At 63.8% G+C, this 19,958-nt stretch carries 19 protein-coding genes; 8 read left to right on the top strand and 11 right to left on the bottom strand.

What is annotated here, in order from left to right; all coding sequences use genetic code 11:
* Nucleotides 1–5 precede the first annotated feature (5 nt).
* Genes murI through DAAJ005_RS14735 form a run of 3 tightly spaced genes read right to left on the bottom strand, consistent with a single transcriptional unit; the run spans nt 6 to nt 2,340 of the window.
* Entirely contained in the window at nt 6–812 is an 807-nt protein-coding gene (gene murI / locus DAAJ005_RS14745; RefSeq protein ID WP_151847769.1) for a glutamate racemase, read from the bottom strand.
* Entirely contained in the window at nt 809–1,114 is a 306-nt protein-coding gene (locus DAAJ005_RS14740; RefSeq protein ID WP_226342452.1) for a hypothetical protein, read from the bottom strand. The genes murI and DAAJ005_RS14740 overlap by 4 nt, the downstream gene beginning before the upstream one ends.
* Nucleotides 1,114–2,340 (bottom strand): PLP-dependent aminotransferase family protein, encoded by a 1,227-nt coding sequence (locus DAAJ005_RS14735; RefSeq protein ID WP_226342451.1) that lies wholly within the window; start codon nt 2,338–2,340, stop codon nt 1,114–1,116. The genes DAAJ005_RS14740 and DAAJ005_RS14735 overlap by 1 nt, the downstream gene beginning before the upstream one ends.
* Nucleotides 2,341–2,464: 124 nt before the next feature.
* Here DAAJ005_RS14735 and fba point away from each other — a divergent pair, with 124 nt between their 5' ends.
* Complete coding sequence (fba, locus tag DAAJ005_RS14730) at nt 2,465–3,382, top strand: class II fructose-1,6-bisphosphate aldolase (protein WP_151847768.1); 918 nt, start codon at nt 2,465–2,467, stop codon at nt 3,380–3,382.
* Between the two features lie 172 nt (nt 3,383–3,554).
* The gene (locus tag DAAJ005_RS14725; protein WP_226342450.1) at nt 3,555–4,265 is read left to right on the top strand and encodes a hypothetical protein; all 711 of its coding nucleotides are present in this window, start codon (nt 3,555–3,557) and stop codon (nt 4,263–4,265) included.
* A 37-nt stretch (nt 4,266–4,302) separates the two neighbouring features.
* Here the strand turns inward: DAAJ005_RS14725 and DAAJ005_RS14720 are convergent, their stop codons facing one another.
* A complete protein-coding gene (locus DAAJ005_RS14720) occupies nt 4,303–4,821 on the bottom strand; it encodes a hypothetical protein (protein ID WP_226342449.1) in 519 nt (172 codons plus the stop codon).
* A 121-nt stretch (nt 4,822–4,942) separates the two neighbouring features.
* The gene (locus DAAJ005_RS14715) at nt 4,943–5,524 is read right to left on the bottom strand and encodes a VUT family protein (protein WP_192930787.1); all 582 of its coding nucleotides are present in this window, start codon (nt 5,522–5,524) and stop codon (nt 4,943–4,945) included.
* Nucleotides 5,525–5,647: 123 nt separating this feature from the next.
* On the opposite strand from DAAJ005_RS14715, the gene DAAJ005_RS14710 reads away from it, so the two are divergent.
* A complete protein-coding gene (locus DAAJ005_RS14710) occupies nt 5,648–6,226 on the top strand; it encodes a C39 family peptidase (RefSeq protein WP_226342448.1) in 579 nt (192 codons plus the stop codon).
* On the opposite strand, the gene DAAJ005_RS18990 is transcribed toward DAAJ005_RS14710, so the two are convergent.
* The 4 genes from DAAJ005_RS18990 to DAAJ005_RS14695 form a co-directional block, all read right to left on the bottom strand.
* Nucleotides 6,223–6,360 carry a hypothetical protein gene (locus tag DAAJ005_RS18990; protein WP_192930786.1) on the bottom strand — a complete coding sequence of 46 codons (138 nt, stop codon included), beginning with the start codon at nt 6,358–6,360 and terminating at the stop codon, nt 6,223–6,225. The two genes, DAAJ005_RS14710 and DAAJ005_RS18990, sit on opposite strands and share 4 nt — an antisense overlap.
* A gap of 67 nt (nt 6,361–6,427) precedes the next feature.
* On the bottom strand, nt 6,428–7,624 hold the full coding sequence (locus DAAJ005_RS14705; RefSeq protein WP_151847766.1) for an AI-2E family transporter: 1,197 nt from the start codon (nt 7,622–7,624) through the stop codon (nt 6,428–6,430).
* A 77-nt stretch (nt 7,625–7,701) separates the two neighbouring features.
* Nucleotides 7,702–9,825: a TRAP transporter permease gene (locus DAAJ005_RS14700; RefSeq protein WP_192930968.1), complete on the bottom strand. Its 2,124-nt coding sequence runs from the start codon at nt 9,823–9,825 to the stop codon at nt 7,702–7,704.
* A 142-nt stretch (nt 9,826–9,967) separates the two neighbouring features.
* Nucleotides 9,968–10,948 (bottom strand): TAXI family TRAP transporter solute-binding subunit, encoded by a 981-nt coding sequence (locus tag DAAJ005_RS14695; RefSeq protein WP_192930785.1) that lies wholly within the window; start codon nt 10,946–10,948, stop codon nt 9,968–9,970.
* Nucleotides 10,949–11,152: 204 nt separating this feature from the next.
* On the opposite strand from DAAJ005_RS14695, the gene DAAJ005_RS14690 reads away from it, so the two are divergent.
* Complete coding sequence (locus DAAJ005_RS14690) at nt 11,153–11,917, top strand: amino acid ABC transporter ATP-binding protein (RefSeq protein ID WP_151847765.1); 765 nt, start codon at nt 11,153–11,155, stop codon at nt 11,915–11,917.
* Nucleotides 11,918–11,927: 10 nt separating this feature from the next.
* Entirely contained in the window at nt 11,928–12,356 is a 429-nt protein-coding gene (locus tag DAAJ005_RS14685) for a hypothetical protein (protein WP_151847764.1), read from the top strand.
* 33 nt (nt 12,357–12,389) lie between these two features.
* Here the strand turns inward: DAAJ005_RS14685 and DAAJ005_RS14680 are convergent, their stop codons facing one another.
* Nucleotides 12,390–13,616 carry an MFS transporter gene (locus DAAJ005_RS14680; RefSeq protein ID WP_151847763.1) on the bottom strand — a complete coding sequence of 409 codons (1,227 nt, stop codon included), beginning with the start codon at nt 13,614–13,616 and terminating at the stop codon, nt 12,390–12,392.
* A 296-nt stretch (nt 13,617–13,912) separates the two neighbouring features.
* Between DAAJ005_RS14680 and DAAJ005_RS14675 the strand changes: the two genes are divergently transcribed.
* A complete protein-coding gene (locus DAAJ005_RS14675) occupies nt 13,913–16,192 on the top strand; it encodes a VWA domain-containing protein (RefSeq protein ID WP_151847762.1) in 2,280 nt (759 codons plus the stop codon).
* A gap of 12 nt (nt 16,193–16,204) precedes the next feature.
* On the opposite strand, the gene DAAJ005_RS14670 is transcribed toward DAAJ005_RS14675, so the two are convergent.
* On the bottom strand, nt 16,205–17,566 hold the full coding sequence (locus DAAJ005_RS14670; RefSeq protein ID WP_151847761.1) for an FAD-dependent oxidoreductase: 1,362 nt from the start codon (nt 17,564–17,566) through the stop codon (nt 16,205–16,207).
* Nucleotides 17,567–17,711: 145 nt separating this feature from the next.
* On the opposite strand from DAAJ005_RS14670, the gene DAAJ005_RS14665 reads away from it, so the two are divergent.
* Nucleotides 17,712–18,470: an ABC transporter substrate-binding protein gene (locus DAAJ005_RS14665; protein WP_151847760.1), complete on the top strand. Its 759-nt coding sequence runs from the start codon at nt 17,712–17,714 to the stop codon at nt 18,468–18,470.
* A gap of 206 nt (nt 18,471–18,676) precedes the next feature.
* On the top strand, nt 18,677–19,891 hold the full coding sequence (locus DAAJ005_RS14660; protein WP_151847759.1) for an MFS transporter: 1,215 nt from the start codon (nt 18,677–18,679) through the stop codon (nt 19,889–19,891).
* The last annotated feature ends 67 nt before the right edge of the window (nt 19,892–19,958 follow it).

The following is a 19,958-nucleotide window of genomic DNA, read 5'->3' as shown; positions in this document are numbered from 1 at the left end:
GCAGCTTATCCCCCGGTTGCCGCCAGATGCAGAGGTTCGGTCTGGCCTGTGCTGAGGGCCGCGAAGACGGGGCGGGCGGCCTCCACATCTCCGGTCACGAAATAGGACGCTTTGCCCTGCTGTTGATGGTTATTCAGCAGCCCCGCAGTCGCCAGCACGTTGCGGGTGTGCCGCGCCACTGCCGCACCGCTGTCCAGTAGGGTGAAGGTGCCGCCAAACTCCGCCCGGATGCTGTCTGCCAGGAATGGATAGTGCGTGCAGCCCAGCACCAGTTGATCCGCTCCGGCCTCGGCCAGCGGCGCAAGCGTTTCGTGCAGGACTTCGCGGGTGCGTTCGGTGTTTGCCTGCCCTGCCTCCACCAGTGGCACCAGTTCCGCGCTCACGGCGGTCAGCACACGCACGCCTGCCGGATCGGCGAAAGTGTGGATCACGTCCTGGAGTAACGTACCGCGCAGCGTGCCAGGGGTGGCGAGAACGCCCACCACGCCCGTTTTCGTGGCGGCCACGGCGGGCTTGAGCGCAGGCACCAGCCCGATGATCGGCATCTCGAAGCGGGCACGTAAATGTTCCAGGCTGAACGCGGACGCTGTATTGCACGCCACCACCACGGCCTTGACGCCGCGTGCGTGCAATTCCGAAACAGCCCGGTCCGTCAATTCGCGGATTTCCTCGCCGGGCCGCGCGCCGTAAGGGATGTGCGCGGTGTCGGCCAGATAGATGAAATCCTCGTGTGGGAGCAGGTGGCGCAGTTCGGCCAGCACGCTCAGGCCGCCCACGCCGCTGTCGAAGACTCCGATGGGGGCGCGATTCATCCGGGCGACTGATCCTGACGGTCCAGGCTTTCAATCGCCGCCACGGCCACTGCCGCCACCTGAATCAGTTCCTGGCGGTACTCCGCAAGGGTACGCGGGCCGCGCTGGGCCGCCCGTTTGTCGTAAATGGGAAACAGCGTCTCGAACACCGCCTGATTCGCCTCGCCCACCTCCTCGGCCAGAACCATCAGCCAGGTGGACGGATCGTGGTCCTGCTGGCCCCACTTGGCGTCCTGCCGCTGGCGTTCGGCCAGAATCTCGGCCAGGACGTCCGCCGTTGCTCCGGTCATCAATTCTGGCATCAGTCCAGCGCCTCGCGGATCGTCTCGCCCAGCGCCTTGATACCGCGTTCGATCTGCTCCGGCGTGGCGTTGCTGTAGCTCAGGCGCAGGGTGTTCTCGCCGCCGCCCAGGGCAAAAAACGGGCTGCCAGGCACGTAGGCCACGTTGCGGGTCAGGGCGCGCACGAGCATCTTCGTGCTGTCGATCTGTCCCGGCAGCGTGATCCACAGGAACATGCCGCCCTCGGGCCGGGTGTACTCCACGCTGCCGGGGAACTCATTCTCGATGTGCCCCAGCATCAGGGCAGCGCGTTCGCCGTATGCCTTCCTAACCATCTCGATCTGGCGGGGCAGCACCTCGTCCAGCAGCTCGGTCACGATCATCTGGTTCAGGGTGGGCGTGTGCAAATCTGCCCCCTGCTTCGCCTGAATCAGCTTGGAAATCAGGGGCGCGGCGGCCTGCACCCAGGCGTCGCGCAGGCCCGGCACCAGGGTCTTGGAAAAGCTGGAGCAGTAGATGACATGGTTTGAATCCACGTCCCCGGCGTACTCCAGCCCCAGTTCGTACAGGCTGGGCGCGGCCTCGCCCGTGAAGCGCAACTGGCCGTAGGGATCGTCCTCGATGACCAGCACGCCGTACTGCCCGGTCAATTCCACCAGACGGCGGCGGCGCTCGGCGCTCAGCGTGCGCCCGGTGGGGTTCTGGAAATTGGGCACGGCATATAGCAGCTTGGCCGGAGTCGTCTTGAGAATGGCTTCCAGCGCGTCCACGTCGATGCCGCCATCATCCGTGGGCATCTGCACATAGCGGGGGCCGTAGGGCTGGAAGGATTGCAGCGCGCCCAGATAGGTGGGGGCCTCCACCAGCACGGTGTCGCCCTCCGAGATCAGGATCTTGCCCAGCAAGTCCAGCCCCTGCTGGCTGCCCGTCATGATCTGCACATTGGCGGCGGGAATCCCGGCCCTGTTGCCTATCCATTCCCTGAGCGGCGGATGCCCCTCGGTGGTGCTGTATTGCAGGGCGGCGGGGCCATATTTCGTCAGGGCCGTGTCGGCGGCGCGCCGGACTTCTTCCAGCGGGAACAGCTCTGGCGCTGGCAACCCCCCGGCAAAAGAAATCACGTCCGGCTGCTGCGTGATCTTCAGAATCTCGCGGATAGCGCTGGCGTTCATGCGCCGGGCGCGGTCAGACAGCAGGGCCGTGAAGTCGGGTGCCTTGAATTCAGCAGCGGGGCGGGCGGGGGTCATGGGGAATATGGTACGCCGGAGCCGGGATGCTGAGAGGACCGCCATATCTTTTGACCGTGTCCAAACGACTTGACCCCCGCCCGCGCCAGCCGGGTACAGTAGGGGAGCTTACAAGGAGGCAATCATGCTCGTAACCGGTAATGACATCCTGATTCCCGCCCGCGCTGGCAAGTACGGCGTCGGCTCGTTCAACACCAACAACATGGAGATCACCGAGGCGATCATCCACACCGCCGAGCGGCTGCGGAGTCCGGTGATGGTGCAGATGAGCGAGGGAGCCATCAAGTACGGCGGGCAGGATCTGGCGAACATCGTCATCGATCTGGCAAAGCGGGCCACCGTTCCCGTCGCCCTGCACCTGGACCACGGCAGCAGCTACGAGTCGGCGCTGAACGCCATCCGCATGGGCTTTACCAGCGTGATGATCGACGCCTCCCACTCCGACTTCGAGGGCAACGTCAGGGAAACCCGCCGGGTGGTGGAGGCCGCGCACGCGATGGGCATCAGCGTGGAGGCCGAGATTGGCCGTCTGGGCGGCATCGAGGAACATATCGTCGTGGACGAGAAGGACGCCTTCCTGACCGATCCCGATGAAGCCGTGCGGTTTATCGAGCAGACCGGAACCGATTATCTGGCGATTGCCATCGGCACCAGCCACGGAGCGTTCAAGGGCAAGGGCCGCCCTTACATCGACCACGCACGCATCGAGAAGATCGCCAGCATGACCGGGATTCCGCTGGTGGCGCACGGCTCCAGCGGCGTGCCCCAGGAAATCGTCGAGCGTTTCCGTGCGGCGGGCGGCGAGATCGGCGACGCGGCAGGGATTGCCGACGAGGATTTGCAGCGCGCCACGCAGTTCGGCATCGCCAAGGTCAACGTAGATACCGATTTGCGACTGGCCAGCACGGTAGGAATCCGCGAAGTGTTGCAGGCCACGCCCAAGGAATTCGATCCGCGCAAGATCTTTGGCCGCGCCAGAGACGTGATGTCGCAGGTCATCGAACACAAGATGGGCGTGCTGGGCAGCGTCGGCAAGGCCTAAGCACCTTCAAGTCAGAGGTGGGGCGGGAGCTGCGGCTCTCGCCCCACTTTTTTGTCTTACTGGCATGGAGGGGCGCACGGTCTGCTAGGCGTTCCAGCGCCGCCTTCGCTGATCTTCAGGTGAGCATTTTCACCAGGAGTTCTCACCCGCGCGCCCTATGCTCGAAACTGGCATGAAGGCGGCCCCTACTCTTCTCTTTCTGGTCTTTTCGGCAACCCTGGTCTCCTCCCAGGCGACCGAGGTCCTGTCCCCGTTGACGGCGGGCAATGTGTCGCGGCTGGCAGCCCTGCTGCCGTTGCCGGGCCAGTCTGCCACCGTGCTGGAAAAGCGGCCCAACCTGTCCACCGTGGGTTTACAGACGCGGGTGCTGCGGGTGGGCGGCAGCCCGGAAGCGTTGTATCAGGTCATCGTCAGCGCCAGCAAGGGCGTGCGCGCGCCCTACGATCCCCGGCTGGGCATTACTGAGGAGGAATACAAGCAGTATCTGGTGTTTCAGTCGGTGCTGGCCTCCACGGACAAGACCTTGCGGCTGCTGCTGTCGCGTGACACCACCCGCGTGCTGTTTGGCAATACCGCTGGCCTCAATGGCGTGCTGGACGGCGTGAGCATCAATCTGCGAACGGGCGAGATGCGCGGCCCGGAAGGTTACAGCGCCCTGCCCACCCTGGTCCCGCCCAGCACGGCCCCGGACCGGGTGCTGGACGTCCGCAGCGGCTTCCAGTGGAAAATGATCGGCAGCGACGCCACCGCTGGCAACGGGGTCAAGGGCACCCTCAATCTGCTGGAACTGGGCAGCGGCAGGATTGTCCTCAACTACACCCGCACCAGCATGATCAACCGCAAACTGACCGAGGGCGAGATCATCGTCGGCTACGAACGCTGAGGATCAAAGGGGGCTAATCAGAGGGGGCTGTCCCGGCCTATTTTTGTTTGCCGAACAGCCGGGGAAAGCGGCCTGTGCTGGCCGGGGCCGGAGGGGTGGCCGGGGCAATCGAGGTTTCCAGTTCGCGGACGGCGGCCAGCAGGTACTCGGGCACGCCTGCGCGGAACAGGTCGGAGCCGTTCATCCACTCGGCCCCCAGCAGCTCGCTGGCCTGGGGATTGAGGATGCCCGAGCAGTACTCGCTGCCGAAGATCAGGTTGAGCCGGGCGTCGCCGCTCCCGCCCTGCACCCCCCGCGCCGCGTGCGAGCCGACCAGCCGCAACTCGGCCACCGCCAGCCCCACCTGCGACAGCAGCGCGCGGCGCAACTGCGATTCCACCAGATTGTCGCCGCTGGGCGCACCCAGAATCAGCCCCGGCAGCCCGTACAGCCCGCTGGGCAGCAGCGGCGCACGGGGACGCACGATCAGGTAGGTGTCGCGCTGCCGCACCAGGGCAAAGACCCCCACCTGATAGGCGGTCACAGTTGTGTTTTGATCGCTGGCGGAAAGGGTCAAGGGTGTTTGAGACTCCTGTGGAGTGTGGGGGCAACTGCGATGTGCTGAGCATCATTGTAGTGCTGGAAAGAATTTTCCAGAACCCCCATCCAACTCCCCCCGACGGTTTGTGAAGAAATCGTCAGACTGCTGCCCGATTGGTGTGAAAGACCCGCACCGCGAACAGCGCGGCAATCAGGTACTTGGCCAGGATGTCCGCGAAGATGATCTGCGCGATCTCGCCCCCGGACATGATGCCCAGAAAGGCCAGCAGATTGAATAGCACCGAATCCAGCGGCACGCTCACGGCGTTGCTGGCCAGCACCCGCGTCCACCAACTGCGGTGCAACAGGCGCTGATACACGGCGGTGTCGGCCAGTTCGCCCGCCAGGATCGCCAGAAAAGAGGCCCCGATAAAACGCCATTCGGTGCCGGTCAGCAGGGCCGCCAGCGTATTGATGATCAGCGCGGCGGCGATGGCGATAAACACGGCACTCAGCCCGCCCGCGCGGTGAATCCGGTCCCGCAACGTGAACACGGCGGCGAAGAAGATGGTGCCGACGCTGAGCAGTCCGTACACCGGCAGCGGAATGAATTTATTGAGGGTGATGTTGGCGGCCAGAATGCTCAGCGCGTACAGCGCGATCAGCAGCAGCGGCAACGGTGTGTTGCCAGACGGGGCAGGTCGTCCCCGTTCAGCGGAGTGGGCAGAAAAATGGTTCATGGGTCCAACCTCCGGCCTGGGCGACTGCATAGGTCACGGGCCGCCGATCAGGGTAGCAGACCCGCAACCAGATCAACGGGGCTTGAAAGACCGCCGTGATGCCCCGTGCGGCAGACTGCTGCGGTGCGTTCCCGTTTTCTGTTCCTTGCCCTGTTGCTTACTACCCCAGCACAGTTGCTGGCCAGCCCAGCGCAGGCCGCAACGTCTTCCCCCGGCTATGTGCTGTCCGGCATGCCGCTGATCCGCCAGAGCTACAACGCCTGTGGCCCCGCCAGCCTGACTCAGGTTTTGCGGTACTACGGCGTGAAGGTGGACATGGCGACGGTCAGCCACTACACCCGCCCGTCCGAAACGTCGTACATGACCGCGCAGGCGATTCTGGACTTCGCGCCGCGCGCAGGTATGGAAGCGCGGCTGTATTCGGGCGGCTCGATCAACACGGTGCGGACCGCGATCAAGAGCGGCGTTCCTGTGATCGCCCTGCAAACTTACGTCAGCCCCAGCGGACAGGTCATTCCCCACTGGCGCGTGGTGGTGGGCTACAACGACGCTTCCCGGCAGACCTACCTGATGGACCCGCTGCTGGGCTACGTGGCGATGGGCTACGACGATTTCGCCCGCGTGTGGGCAGACCACCGGGGCCAGTTCGCGCTGATGTACCCGCCCAGGCTCTCGGCAACGGTTCGCAAGGTGATCGGTTAGGCTAGCAACAGTTCGACAGTTCGTTCAATCAGCCGCTCACCGGGCGCGGCGTACAGGCAGGAGTCGGCTAGCAGTTCGGCGTGCTTTTTTGGATCCTGGCTTGCCAGTTCGGGGCTGTTCAGCTCGGGAGTCATGGGGGAGAGGGTAACGGGAAGCGGGGAAGTGGGGGTGAACGGGGTGGGCAGCCCGGCTTCACCCCTCCTACTTCTCGACCCTGACTTCCAGATCCTCCGGCACTGCGCCCGCCACACCCCGGTAAGCCGCGCTGGTCATCCAGTAGCGTTCCAGCCAGCGCTTGAGCAGTGTGGCGGTGGGAATGGCGATAATCGCGCCCACTGGCCCCGCGAGGGCCAGCCCCACCAGCAGCGAGATTAGGATGGCGGCGGGGCTGAGGCTGACCACCCGGCCCATGATCAGCGGCCCCAGCACGTTGCCCTGCAATTGGTTGATGATAAAGAACAGTGCCGCCACCAGTCCGATGGTCAGCCCGCCCTGCGGAATGGCCTGTAACATGGCGACCACGGCGGCCAGCACGATCCCGATGTACGGCACCAGACTCAGCAGGCCGCTCAGCGCACCCAGCGCCAGCGCATTCGGTACGTGCAGGGCCAGCAGACCCAGCGTGGAGAGAACTGCGCCCGTCAGCATCAGCAGCAACTGGCCGCGCAGGAAGCCGCCGAAACTCTGGCTGACGTCCTCCGAGAGCCGCAGCACCGTGGGCTGGGAGGTGCGTGGAAACACACGCAGCAGGCTGTGGCCCACCCGCTCGTAATCCAGCATGAAATACGCTGCCAGCGTCACGATAAAGCCCAGTTGCCCCAGCCAGCCCACCAGATTGGACAGCGTGTTCAGCACATTGGGGCCGGAGTTGAGGAGCCGCTCCAGCACTGGGCCGCTGTTCTGGGTGATGTTGGTGGTCTGTTCGTCGATATAGCTGCTGACGCTGTTCTTGAGGCCCTGCACGCCGGGAATGGTGTCCAGCCGGTCCAGCAGGTTGAACAGCGCGATCTTGAGGTTGACCGCAATCGTCGGAATCCCGGCGACCAGCCCCGCCACCTGCTGGCTGAGGGTCACCAGCAGCAGCGTGGTCAGCCCCAGCGTCAGCAGAATCAGCAGCAGCACGCCCACCATCCGCCCGATGCGGCGGCGTTCCAGCCACTCCAGAATCGGGTTGACTAGAAAGGCCAGCCCGTAGGCGGTCAGCACGGTCAGGATCACGCTGGCCAGAAGCTGGCTGCCCCACAGCAGCGCCCGCACGGCCACCACGATCAACACGGCGTACACGATCATCCGCACGGGGGGCATGACCCACAGCCGCCGGATCAGGTCACGCACGTCCCTGGCGGTTTTCCAGTCGCCTGAAGGGCCGCGCGGGGCAGAGGAGGGCGGCTGGGTCATGGCCCTATCCTGCCACTTTGCGGGGTCAAAAGTTGCGCCCCCGCTGTGCAAGCCGGGAGCGCGGGGAAGGGCGGTGCCTAGGCCGCCAGCGGAACTGAACTCGGCGGCTCACTGCGGCTGGCCGCCTTCTGCCAGAAGTACACGGCGGCGATCAATCCCAGCGCCAGCAGGTTGATCAGGAGATGGGTGGGAATGATCAGCATGAACGAGGCCACCAGCAGCATCAGCGCCTGCAAGGGGTTGGTCTTGCGGTGCAGGAAGCGCATGGTGGCGGCGCTGAAGGCCACCAGCCCGGTAAAGGCGAACAGGATCATGAAAATCGCGTCGCCGAAGCCCAGGCCGCTGAGTTTGTTGTTGGCGATCAGCAGCAGTTGCGGGTTGAAGAACAGCATGTAGGCCAGCAGCGCGGTTCGCAGCTCATACTTGAACGCCTGCACGCCCGTTGCCACTGGATTGCCCCCGCTGATGGCCGCCGCCGCGAAGGCCGCCAGCGCCACCGGCGGCGTGCTGTCGGCCATGATGCCAAAGTAGAAGACGAACATATGCACCGGCAGCATCTGCACCGGGTTGGTGTTGTCCAGCCCGGCGATCTTGGCGATAATCGGCACGATCAGGGCGCTCATCAGAATGTAATTGGCGGTGGTGGGCAGGCCCATGCCCAGGATCAGCGCGATCAGTTGCGCCATCATCAGCACGATCAATATGGCCCCGAAGCCGGCTACGGCCCCGGCGTCCACGCCTGGAATCAGCCCCGCCACGTTCAGCAGGATGTTGCGAACGCCGTCGCTGACCAGTTGCACGATGTCGGCCAGCCCGAAGCCCAGCCCGGTGATGGTCACGATGCCCACGATGATTCCGGCGGCGGCGGTGGCGATGGCAATGCCGATCATGCTTCTGGCCCCGCCCTCGAAGGCGTCGATCAGTTTTTTACCGCCGTCCAGTAAACCCTGCTGCACGCTCAGGCCCCGCTTGCGGCCAAAGTAGACTTCCTGAATGAACATCATGGCGATCATCATGAAAATGGTGTTCAGCGCGACGCGTTCAGGGGTGGCCTCCGGGTTGATGGTCAGTGTGCCGATCAGGTAGCCCAGCGGAATCAGGTAATACCAGCCCTTGACCAGCGTCTGGCGCACGCGCGGCAACTCGTTCTTGGGCAGGCCCTTCAGCCCCAGCTTCAGCGCCTCCAGATGCACCACCACCAGCAGCGCGCCGTAGCACAGGAACGCCGGAATGGCCGCCGCCAGGATCAGCGTGCGGTACTCGATGTTCAGGTTCTGCGCCATGATAAAGGCCGCTGCGCCCATCACCGGGGGCATCAATTGGCCGTTGCTGGAACTGGCCACCTCGATGGCCCCGGCTTTCTCGGCGCTGTAGCCCACCCGTTTCATGGTGCCAATCGTGATGTTGCCGCCCGTGACCACGTTGCTGACCGCCGAGCCGCTGATGATGCCGTTCAGCGCGCTGCTGAGAACGCTGGCCTTGGCCGGGCCGCCCCGGAAACCGCCCAGCGCGCCCTGCGCCACGTTCATGAACCAGTCCCCTGCGCCCAGCTTGTCGAAAATAGCCCCGAACAGCACGAACAGAAAGACGATCTGCGCCGAAACGCCAATGGCCGTGCCGAAGATGCCTTCGGTGTTGGCGAACAGTTGGCCCACCACCTGCGGCCAGCTCTGCCCGGCGTGAAGCTGAAGCTGCGGCCCCAGATCGCCCCGGATCAGCCCGCGCGGCCCGGTCAGTGCGTACAGCATGAACACCGACGCCACGATGGGCATGGCAATCCCGATGGTGCGCCACGCCGCCAGCAGCAACAAAATGACCATGCCGCTGCCCACCCACACGTCTATAGGCAGCAGCGAGCCGCCCTGCACGGTGGCAATCGCCGGATACTTGACGATCAGGTAAATGGCCGTTCCGGTGGCCAGAATCCCCAGAATCCAGTCGTACCACGGCACCTTCGTCTGCGGCTTCCCTGGCGACTTGCGAAAGGGAAAGACCATGTAGGCCAGACTGAAGGCAAACGCCAGGTGAATGGCGCGCAGGGTCAGGGTGTCGATGTTGCCCACCTGCGCGGCATACATCTGATAGACGCACCACGCCACGGCGATGACCGTGACCATTGTCTTCTGCCAACCGAACAGCTTGCGTCCGCCCGTCTCGGCGGCTTCCACCATCTCCAAGGCGCGGCGTTCGCCCTCGGTCATTTCAAAGCCCGGCGGCTCCAGGCTCGGGTCACTGCTGATCGGTCTTGTGGGATCACTCACTGTTTGCTCATCTCCTTTCTAAAGAGGAAGGGCCAGCCTCCCGCGTTCTGTTTGGCTGGCCCTTCTCGTTTACCACATGACCTTATTTAACGCTGACGCCCATTTCCTTGAAGAACTTGACGGCTCCGGGGTGCAGCGGGGCGGGCAGGCCCTTGACGGCCTTGGCGTAGGAAAAGTTGGTTGCCAGCGCCGGGTGAATGGCCTTCAGCGCCTTCTCGTCACCAAAGGCCGCCTTCATGGCCTTGTAGATGGTGTCCTCGCTCTCGGCGCTGGTGGTGACCAGGGTGGCCTGCACCGCCACGCCGGGCACGGTCACGTCGATGCCCTTGTAGCTCTTGGCAGGGATGTTGTAGCGCACGTAGAAGGGGTACTTCTTGATCAGGCTGGCGGCCTGGTTGCCGGCCACCGGCACCAGTTTCACGTCCACCGTCTGGGCGATCTGCGCAATGGCGCTTGCGCCCACACCCACGGTGTAGAACATGGCGTCGGCGCGCTTGTCCTGCATCAGCGAAATGCCCTGCGACGGCGAGACGCGCAGCGCCTGACCCAGATCGTCGAACTTCAGGCCGTAGGCTTCCATGACCTGCGCCGCCGTCTGCTCGGTGCCCGAACCCAGGTCACCGATCACGACTTTCTTGCCCTTAAGGTCGGCAATCGAGTTGATCCCCGCGTCCTTGCGTGCCAGAACGTGCAGCACTTCGGGGTACAGCACAGCCATGGTGCGCAGCTTCTTGTCGGGCTTGCCCTTGAAGGCGTCCAGGCCGGTGCCGCTGTAGGCGTAGTAGACCACGTCGTTCTGGGCCACGGCGGCATTCAGTTCGCCGGTTGCCATCGCGCTCATGTTGAACACGCTGCCGCCTGTAGAGCGGGCGTTGGCGCGCAGGCCGCCGCCCGCATCGTTCATCATCTTGGCCATGCCGGTGGCCACGGGAAAGTAAACGCCCGTGGTGCTGCCGGAGCCGATGGTCAGGAAGGTGGTGCCCTGGGCGAGTGCTGCGCCCGTGAAGAGGGCGGCGGTGCCGAGAACGGCGGCGGTCATGAGCTGCTTGCTGCTTTTTTTCATGGTGAATCCTCCGGGATGACGGCGCTGCGTGAAAAGCAGGCCGCGTGGAATGTTGAGAATGCTGGAATGTTAGCACGGCATGGGAATTGGACACGCTTCCATGAAACCCGGTCAGTTTCTCTCAGAACCTGTCCTGCCCTGTCTGAGACGGCCCGCAAGCACCATCTTCACCCCACCCGCGCCGCCTCGGATAGAGTTGTGTCCATGACCTCGCTTGCCAAATCCAGCCCCAGCGGTGTGCCGATCATCGTGGCCGAGAATGTCCACAAGCACTTCGGCTCCTTCCACGCCCTGCGCGGCGTGAACATGAGCGTGCAGCCCGGCGAGGTGGTGGTCATCATCGGGCCGTCGGGCAGCGGCAAGAGTACGTTTATCCGCACGATCAACCGCCTGGAGGAACACAGCCAGGGCACCATCATCGTGGACGGCATCGAACTCAAGGACGGGCAGAACCTGGACGCCATCCGGCGCGAGGTGGGCATGGTCTTTCAGTCCTTCAATCTGTTTCCGCACCTGACCGTGCTGGAAAACGTGTCGCTAGCACCCACCCGCGTGCGTAAGGTGCCCAAGGCGCAGGCCCAGCAGCGCGGCATGGAACTGCTGAAGCGCGTGGGTATCGAGGAACAGGCCCACAAGTACCCCGCGCAGCTTTCGGGCGGCCAGCAGCAGCGCGTCGCCATTGCCCGCGCCCTGGCGATGGACCCCAAGGTGATGCTGTTCGATGAGCCGACGAGTGCCCTGGACCCGGAAATGATCAAGGAAGTGCTGGACGTGATGAAGGGCCTGGCCGAGAGCGGTATGACCATGCTGGTGGTCACCCACGAGATGGGTTTTGCCCGCGAGGTGGCGGACCGTCTGGTGTTCTTCGACGAGGGAAATATTGTGGAAGACACCACGCCCGACGAGTTCTACAACAATCCGCAGCACGAACGGGCCAAGCAGTTTTTAGGGAAGATTCTGGGGCATTGAGAGGTAGGTTGTGAATATTGAACCTATGGTTGGCGTGGGGCAATTTAAGCTTGGAATTGGATTAGATGATCCCTTATGGACTGAGATTGGCGAACACCACCCATTTAAGCGTAATTTCATGCAGGAGAATCCGTCCTTAAGTTTCCCCTTGCACCGTACCGTTGTTTATTTTGACAATCAGAATCTGAGTGCTGCCGTTGAAATACTTGGAGACTCCGCAAATTTTAAGAGTACTAACCTTATAGGTTTATCCGTGAGTGAGGTTAGGACTTTAATTGGCGGTGAGGCTGGGGAATACTCATATCAGGACGACGTACTGACAAGTATATCACTCAATATGAGTTTCTATATTTTCAGAAGAGCCAGAAAACAAGTTATACGTTCAGTATTAGTTTTTGCGGACAGTTATTTAACTGAAGATGATTTGGAACATCAATAAGCAAGTAAATATAGAATGGATAGACTCTTTTTCTCACGCGTCTCGCCGCAGCTTGCCGCACTGCCAGAAGGCGGCGGCGCACAGCAGCAGGCTGATGGTGAAGACGGGCAGATAGCCGAAGCGGTCCGCGATCAGGCCGCCCAGCACCGGCGTGAACAGCGCCGCGCCCACCAACGTGTTCAGCGTGCCGATGTAGCGGCTGCGTGCGCCCGGCGGCGAGATGTTCAGCAGGTGGTTGGTGTGGCCCAGATTGAAGCCCTGTGCGGCCACGCTGGTCAGTAGAAAGACGCCCAGGTATGCCCATTTGCCCAGGCCCAGCATCCCCACGGCTGCGGCGTACAGCGGGGCCAGTCCGTAGAACACCGAGGCGTAGCGGATGATCCGCCGCGAACCCTTGCGTTCGGCCACGCGCTGCCACACGATGTTCGACAGTGGCGCAGCCCCGGTCAGCGCCATCACGAAGGTTCCCAGGATCGCCACGGGAAAGTCCAGCACGCGCAGGGCGTACACCGCGAAGAAGGGATCGCTCATGCTTGCCCCGGCCAGCAGCAGGCGCACAGTCAGGAAGGCGCGGAAGTGCGGGTCACGCAGCGTTTCGGGAATGGCGCGGAACTCGGCGCGGTAGCCCTGGGCCTCCTGCGGGGGGTCCGGCGGCTCCTGCACGCGGCCAAAAATCCAGTAACCGAAGGTGTAGGCCGCCGTGCCCAGCGCGAAGATCAGCGCGTAATTCAGCGGGAAGGCCAGCCCGGACCCCAGAATCCAGCGCACCAGCAGCCCGGCCCCGAAGGCCAGCAGCCCGCCGTACAGGTTGCGCGTGCCAAAAAAACGCGGGCGGCGTTCGGTGCTGACCGTCTTGCTGACCACCTCTAAAAACGGCAGGCCCGCCACGCCGGAGGCCAGTGAATTGATCAGCATCGCCAGCACGAACAGCGTCAGGCACAGCGCGGGCTGATCGGCCAGGAAGGCGGCGATCAGGGCCATCGACAGGTAGCTCAGGGTGCGGACCGCCGCCGCCGAGCGGTACACCGGCAACTTGTGCGGCAGGCTGCGAACACGCGCGGCCACCAGCAGTTGCGGCAGCATCCAGCCGCCCCCGGCGATGGCGGGCAGCAGCCCGATCACCCAGTTGGGCGCGCCCAGTCGGGACGCGAAGCCCGCCACCACCACGGTCACGTTCAGGAAGCCGTCTCCGACAAAGACGCCCCAGCCGTTGAGAATCCCCAGTTGCTCGTTGCGGTCCCAACTGCGCCATCTGTTCATGGGCCATCCCTTCACGCGGGCATTATCCGCGCTCCATGACGGCGGGGGTTCGGAATGGAGGGACAGCCCACACTCTGCCTGGGGATGCTCAGGGCAGTCGTTGTGGCCCAGCAGAACGCCGTGACAGCTTCTTTCCTGCTTCGACACGGCTCACGGAATCATCAGGAGGTTTAATGTTACGGGCTGCAGTGACCCTGGCCACCGGCCACGCACAACAGGCAGAGAAGGCCCAACTGCTATTTTGGGATCAACCCTGGCCCCCGCTCCACGACCAGAAGAATTCGGAGGTTTCACAGATGAAAACGTCGTTTTCTATTCGTCTATTTTTCGTTCGTGTCGCCCTTACCCTGGCCCTTGCTGCGGGGGTGGCGCAGGCGCAATCCGGCACCTCTATCGAACTGATTCTGGACGCTTCGGGCAGCATGTTCAGTCGTCTGCCAGACGGGCAAAGCCGCATCAACGTCGCCAAGGATGTGTTGCAGAGCTTTATCGTGGGCCTGCCCAGTGATCCGGGCCTGAACGTGGGACTGCGGATCTACGGCGCTCAGGTGGCCTCTGGCACGGCGGCCTGCATGGATTCGGCGCTGGTTCTCCCGATGAAGGGTCTGGACCGCGCGGCCCTGCAAGCCCAGGTCGCCCAGACCCGGCCCAGGGGAGCGACGCCCATCGCGTACTCGCTGGAGCAGGCGGCGAACGACTTTGCGCACGATGACAGTAAGAAGCTGATTGTCCTCGTCACCGACGGCCAGGAATCCTGCGGCGGCAAGCTCGGCGGCGTGATGGATACTTTCAAGAAACGGGGCATCGACGTGGACCTGCGGATTATCGGTATTGATCTGAGTGATGCGGCCCGGCGCAGCTTCACGGGTGTGGGAACCTTCGAGAATGTCCAGTCTGGGGCGCAACTGGCCTCCGCGCTGGGCCGCGCCACCGAACAGGTGGTCAGGCCGGTGCAGACCCTGCTGCCAGTGACGGTCCGGCTCACGTCTGGCGGTCAGCCGCTGAGCGCCGGGGCCACCCTCAGTTTTCAGTCGGCGGTAGGCGGCCAGAGTACAGGACTGCAAAACAGCGGCGGCACATATGGGGCAAGCCTCGCGCCCGGCGTGTATTCGGCCCAGGTGACGACTGCCGAGTCCGGCGTTCAGACCTTCGGGGGCCTGAGCGTGGTGGTGGGGGCGGCCAATGCCTTCACCTTCGAGGTCGGCAAGGTGGGCGCGGTTAAGCTGGAGGTCTCGCCCCTGCCGCCGACTGCCGGTGGCAAACTCAAGGTCGACTTCTCTGCCGCGCCCACTGGAGAGCGCAACTGGATCGCTGTCGCCCAGAAAGCGGACCCGGACAGCGCCTACCTGGATTACCAGTTTGTCAAGACACCTTCTGGGTCGCTGGAACTCAATGTTCCCGACGAGCAGATCGAGTATGAGGTGCGTTATTACCTCGCCAGCCCCGACGGCAGCACGCGGGTGGTGGGCCGCAGCGCCCCCTTCACGCCCAGACGGGTAGCGACCAGCCTGGATGCCCCAGCCAGCGCCGTGGGCGGCGGTCAGATTCAGGTCAAATGGACTGGAGCGAACAACGAACGTGATTACGTGACCATTGTTCCGAAGGGGGCAGCTGAGGGAACATACACAAGCTACTTCTATACCCGCGCCGCCAATCCCGGCACTCTGGATATCCCGATCACGCCCGGCGACTATGAACTCCGGTACAGCAGCGACAACTCGGCCCGCACGGTGGCAAGCCGTCCGATTACCGTGCAGGCGAGCCGCTACGCCCTTGAAGCGCCCCAGACGGCGGGTGCGGGCAGCGAGATTACGGTCAAGTGGACCGGGCCGAACAATCCCGGCGATTACGTGACTGTCGTGAAGAAAGGCGCTCCGGTGGGAACCTACACTCAGTATTTCTATACCCGTGATGGCAATCCCGGCAAGCTGAAGACTCCGCCCGAAGGCGGTGAATACGAGGTTCGCTATTCCACCGAGGGAGCCAGTCCCAACCCCACGCTCGCCAGCGTGCCGATCATCCTGACCGCCAGCGCCTACACCTACAGTCTGGAGGCGCCCGCCACGGCCCTGGCCGGAAGCCGGATCACGGTCAGGTGGACTGGGCCAAACAATCCTGGCGACTACGTGACCATTGTGAAGAAGGGCGATCCGGTGGGAACCTACACCCAGTATTTCTACACCCGTGACGGCAACCCTGGCACCCTGCAAACGCCGCTGGCTGTGGGCGACTATGAGCTGCGCTATTCCACCGAGGGCGTCAGTCCAAATCCCACGCTGTTCAGCCGTCCCCTGGTATTGACGGGGGCCAGCTACAGGCTCGAAGCGCCCACCAGTGGTCAGCACGGGCAGCCAGTCCAGATCAAATGGACCGGCCCGAACAACCCTGGCGACTACATCACCATCGTTAAGAAAGGTGCGCCTGTCGGCAGCTACACCACCTACATCTATACCCGTGACGGTAACTCCGGCAGCCTGCAACTGCCCGATGAACCCGGCGACTACGAGTTGCGCTATTCCAGTGAACAGGCCAGCCCCAATCCAACGCTGTTCAGTCTGCCGTTTACAGTGAAATAGTCCGCTGGCGCGTTACTCCCGCTTTTTGCCCACCTCGCGGCTCAGGCGGTCTGCGGCCACCAGCAGTACGTCCCAGACGCCAGAAAAGGGTGGGGCGTAGGACAGGTCCATCTCGAACAGGTCCTGTACCTTGCCCCGGCTGTGGAGCAGCGCGGCCACGACGTCCACGCGCTTGACGCTCTCGTGGTTGCCGCAGACCAGTTGCGCGCCTAGCAGGCGGCCTGTGCCGCGCTCGGCGGTCAGGCGCACGTAGATGGGTTTGGCGGTGGAGTAGTACCCGGCGTGATCGGTACTGCTGACGTCCACACTGGCGGCGTTCAGGCCGAGCGTGTCGGCCTCGGTCTGGGTCAGGCCAGTCCGGGCCGCGCCCAGCGCGAAGGTCTTGAAGATGCTGCTGCCCACCACGCCGGGAAAGGTGGCGTCGCCCCCGGCCATGTTCACCCCGGCCACCCGGCCCATGCGGTTGGCGGTCAGCCCCAGCGGAATATGCACCTTGCGGCGCGTGACGCGGTGGGTGGATTCGGTGTTGTCGCCCGCCGAATACACGCCCTCCACATCCGTCTCCTGGCGGGTGTTGACCGCCACGGCCCCGGTCTTGCCGATGCGTGCCCCGGCGGCGCGAGCCAGCTCGGTGTTCGGGCGCACGCCCACGGCCACAATGACCACATCGGCGCGGATCAGGCCGTGATCCGTCTGCACGCCCGTCACGCAGCCGCCTTTGCCAGTCAGGCCCTCCACCGTGGTGCCGCAGCGAATCTCTACGCCGTTGCTCTCCAGCTCTGCGCGGACCCGGACCTGATATTCGCCGTCCAGCATCCGCCCGGCCACTTCTGGCCCCTTTTCCACCACCACCACGTTCAATCCCCGGCAATGCAGCGTCTCGGCCAGCTCCAGCCCGATGTAGCCGCCGCCCACGATCACGGCCCGCTTTGCGCCGCCGCTGATGGTGGCCTCAATGGCCTGTCCATCGGGAATATCGCGCAGGACATGCACGCCGCCCAGATCGGTTTTTGCCCAGTCGGGGCGGATGGCCGAAACGCCGGTGGCGATCAGCAGTTTGTCGTATGGCTCGTGTGTGCTGCGCCCAGAATTGCGGTCAACGACGGTGACGGTGGCCGCTTTCGAGTCCACCCCTGTCACTTCGTGGCGCAGGCGGATGCCGATGCCACGGGCGCGCATCTGGGCTGGGGTGCGGGCGATCAGGTCATCGAAGCTGTCCACATCTCCGCCCAGCACATAGGGCAGGCCGCACGCGCCGTAGCTGATGTACTCGCCGCGCTCAAAGACCACCACGTCTGCTTCTGGGTTCTGGCGCATGGCGCGGCTGGCTGCACTCATGCCCGCCGCCACGCCGCCCACGATTACGATTCGCATGCGGCAGTTTAGGGGGTGGGGGGTGGGCCGACCTGATGCCCCGTCTTGCGCTGGACGTTACAATGCCGGTCATCAACCACATGCCTGCGCTTCTTTTCAAGGAGGCCGGGTTCAACACTGGACCACGTTGTCCACAGGAGTCCACATGAAAAAAGCATTTCTAGCCCTGACCGCCCTTGCCCTGCTCGCTGGCACTACGCAGGCCCGCACCTGGGACGCCATCAAGCAGAGCGGCACCATCAAGATCGCCACAGAGGGCGCGTTCCCTCCCTTCAACATTTTGGAAGGCAAGAAGCTGACCGGCTTTGAAGTCGATCTGGCCGAGGCACTGGCCAAGGAACTGAACCTGAAGGTGGAATGGACCACCCAGCCCTTCGACAACCTGCTGATCGGCCTGAATCAGGACCGTTACGACTTCGTGATCGCCAGCCACGGCATCACGCCGCAGCGCGCCAAGGCCGTGGATTTCTCCAACCCGCACTACTGCACCGGGGGCGCAATTGTCTCCAAAGTCGGCGGCCCCATGACGTCTGCTGATCTGGCGGGCAAGTCGGTGGCCGTGCAGGTGGGCACCACCTACCTGGAAAATGTCCGCAAGGTGCCCGGCGTGGGCGACATCAAGACCTTTCCCAAGGACACCGACGCCCAGGCCGCGCTGATGTCGGGCCGCGTGGACGCCTGGGTGGGCGACAAGTTCACCGGGATCGATCTGGTCAAGGCCCAGAAGGGCAAACTCAAGCAGGGCGCACTGCTGTTCAACGAGAGTATTGCGATGGCCGTCAAGAAGGGCAACAGCAGCCTGCTCAAGGAATTGAACTCGGCGCTGGACAAGTCGCTGAACAACGGCACCTACGCCAAGATCAGCAACCAGTACTTCGGCCAGGACATCCGCTGCCGCAACTGAGCGGAGTGAAGTAAGAGAGGCGAAAGCGGCGGTTCCTGCGGGGGCTGCCGCTTTTTTCCGTTATGCTCCAGACAGCCTCAACCCTGGGGTGCTCTACACATGTCAACAGCCCTGTAATCCACCACGTCAAGAATTCGTGCGTCCCATGCTGGGCGGCACATCTGTTTTCTTGAGCAAGACTGGCTGTTGAATGCCCAGGGAAAAATATGTTGAAAACAAGTGACCCCACGCGGGTCTATCTGGCGTTGTCGGCGGGCCTGTCGTTTGCCTTTGCCCTGGCCTACACGCTGCAAGGGCTGTATTTCGTGACCGTGGCGGGCCTGTACCCGCTGCAACTGCTCCTGATTGGCGCGGCGCTGGAAGGTGCTGCTTTCCTGCTGGAAGTGCCGACGGGCGTAGTCGCCGACGTGTACTCGCGCCGCCGCTCGGTGATTCTGGGTTGCGTTTGCCTGGGCGCGGCAATGACGTTGGTGGCCGCGTTTCCGGTGTTCTGGGCGCTGCTGCTCACGCAGATCGTCTCGGCGGCAGGCTACACCTTTCTCAGTGGCGCTCAGCAGGCGTGGCTGGCCGATGAAGTGGGCGAGGACCGGGCCGCACACCTGTACCTGCTGGGCAGCCAGTATGGACGGGCGGCAGGCATTGCCGGGATTGCGGCGACGGCGGCGCTGGCCACGCTGGGCCTGCACCTTCCGATTCTGGCGGGCGGCGCGGTGGCCCTGCTGCTGGCCCTGTATCTGTGGCTGCGGATGCCCGAAGACGGCTTTTCCCCCGCCCCACGCGAGGAACGCCAGACCTGGGCTGTGCTGACTGGCACCTTTCGCCAGGGGGTGCGTGAGGTGCGTGCCAGCCGGGTGCTGACCCTGCTGATGCTGAGCGCGGTGCTGTACGGCGCGAGCAGCGAGGCGCTGGACCGCTTGAATGAATTTCTGCTGATTCAGGAAGTGGGATTGCCCGGCGGTTTGAGTGCCGCCAACTGGTTTGTCCTGCTGGCCCTGACCGTGCAGGTTGTTGGCTTAATCGTGATCGAACCCCTGCGCCGCCGAATCAATCCGGCGGACGCGCAGGCGGCGTCGCTGGCGCTGCGCTGGGTGCTGGGCCTCAGCGTGGCGGCGTTGCTGGCCTTCGCCTACGCTCCAAACTTTGGCTGGGCAGCGCTGGCACTGGTGGTTCATGGCGTCCTGCGTGGACTGTACTCGCCGCTGTATGACGCCTGGATCAATCGGGGACTGAACCCAGCTTCACGGGCCACCGTCAATTCCATCGCGTCGCAGGCCGATGCGCTGGGGCAGGTCACCTTCGGCCCGGTGTTCGGGGTGCTGGGCAACGTGCTGGGGGTGCGCTCAGCATTGGCCCTAGCCGCGCTGGTGCGGTTGCCTGCGCTGGAAATCGTGAGGCGGGCAGGAGGCGAGAAGGCAGATTAGGCCCATCCGCCGATTCACTCAGCCCCGCGCCGCCGCGTATACTGGCCGGGCAGTGACCGGGAGGAGT

The sequence above is a fragment of the Deinococcus sp. AJ005 genome (assembly GCF_009017495.1).
GTDB lineage: Bacteria > Deinococcota > Deinococci > Deinococcales > Deinococcaceae > Deinococcus.
Note: the sequence above shows the minus strand (reverse complement) of the source record. Positions and strands in the feature narration are given on the sequence as shown.

Bases quoted from the DNA above. Each gene is read 5' to 3' on its own strand.
- murI (WP_151847769.1), bottom strand. From the start codon at position 812: ATGAATCGCGCCCCCATCGGAGTCTTCGACAGCGGCGTGGGCGGCCTG.
- DAAJ005_RS14740 (WP_226342452.1), bottom strand. From the start codon at position 1,114: ATGCCAGAATTGATGACCGGAGCAACGGCGGACGTCCTGGCCGAGATT.
- DAAJ005_RS14735 (WP_226342451.1), bottom strand. From the start codon at position 2,340: ATGACCCCCGCCCGCCCCGCTGCTGAATTCAAGGCACCCGACTTCACG.
- fba (WP_151847768.1), top strand. From the start codon at position 2,465: ATGCTCGTAACCGGTAATGACATCCTGATTCCCGCCCGCGCTGGCAAG.
- DAAJ005_RS14725 (WP_226342450.1), top strand. From the start codon at position 3,555: ATGAAGGCGGCCCCTACTCTTCTCTTTCTGGTCTTTTCGGCAACCCTG.
- DAAJ005_RS14715 (WP_192930787.1), bottom strand. From the start codon at position 5,524: ATGAACCATTTTTCTGCCCACTCCGCTGAACGGGGACGACCTGCCCCG.
- DAAJ005_RS18990 (WP_192930786.1), bottom strand. From the start codon at position 6,360: ATGACTCCCGAGCTGAACAGCCCCGAACTGGCAAGCCAGGATCCAAAA.
- DAAJ005_RS14705 (WP_151847766.1), bottom strand. From the start codon at position 7,624: ATGACCCAGCCGCCCTCCTCTGCCCCGCGCGGCCCTTCAGGCGACTGG.
- DAAJ005_RS14700 (WP_192930968.1), bottom strand. From the start codon at position 9,825: ATGACCGAGGGCGAACGCCGCGCCTTGGAGATGGTGGAAGCCGCCGAG.
- DAAJ005_RS14695 (WP_192930785.1), bottom strand. From the start codon at position 10,948: ATGAAAAAAAGCAGCAAGCAGCTCATGACCGCCGCCGTTCTCGGCACC.
- DAAJ005_RS14690 (WP_151847765.1), top strand. From the start codon at position 11,153: ATGACCTCGCTTGCCAAATCCAGCCCCAGCGGTGTGCCGATCATCGTG.
- DAAJ005_RS14680 (WP_151847763.1), bottom strand. From the start codon at position 13,616: ATGAACAGATGGCGCAGTTGGGACCGCAACGAGCAACTGGGGATTCTC.
- DAAJ005_RS14675 (WP_151847762.1), top strand. From the start codon at position 13,913: ATGAAAACGTCGTTTTCTATTCGTCTATTTTTCGTTCGTGTCGCCCTT.
- DAAJ005_RS14670 (WP_151847761.1), bottom strand. From the start codon at position 17,566: ATGCGAATCGTAATCGTGGGCGGCGTGGCGGCGGGCATGAGTGCAGCC.
- DAAJ005_RS14665 (WP_151847760.1), top strand. From the start codon at position 17,712: ATGAAAAAAGCATTTCTAGCCCTGACCGCCCTTGCCCTGCTCGCTGGC.
- DAAJ005_RS14660 (WP_151847759.1), top strand. From the start codon at position 18,677: ATGTTGAAAACAAGTGACCCCACGCGGGTCTATCTGGCGTTGTCGGCG.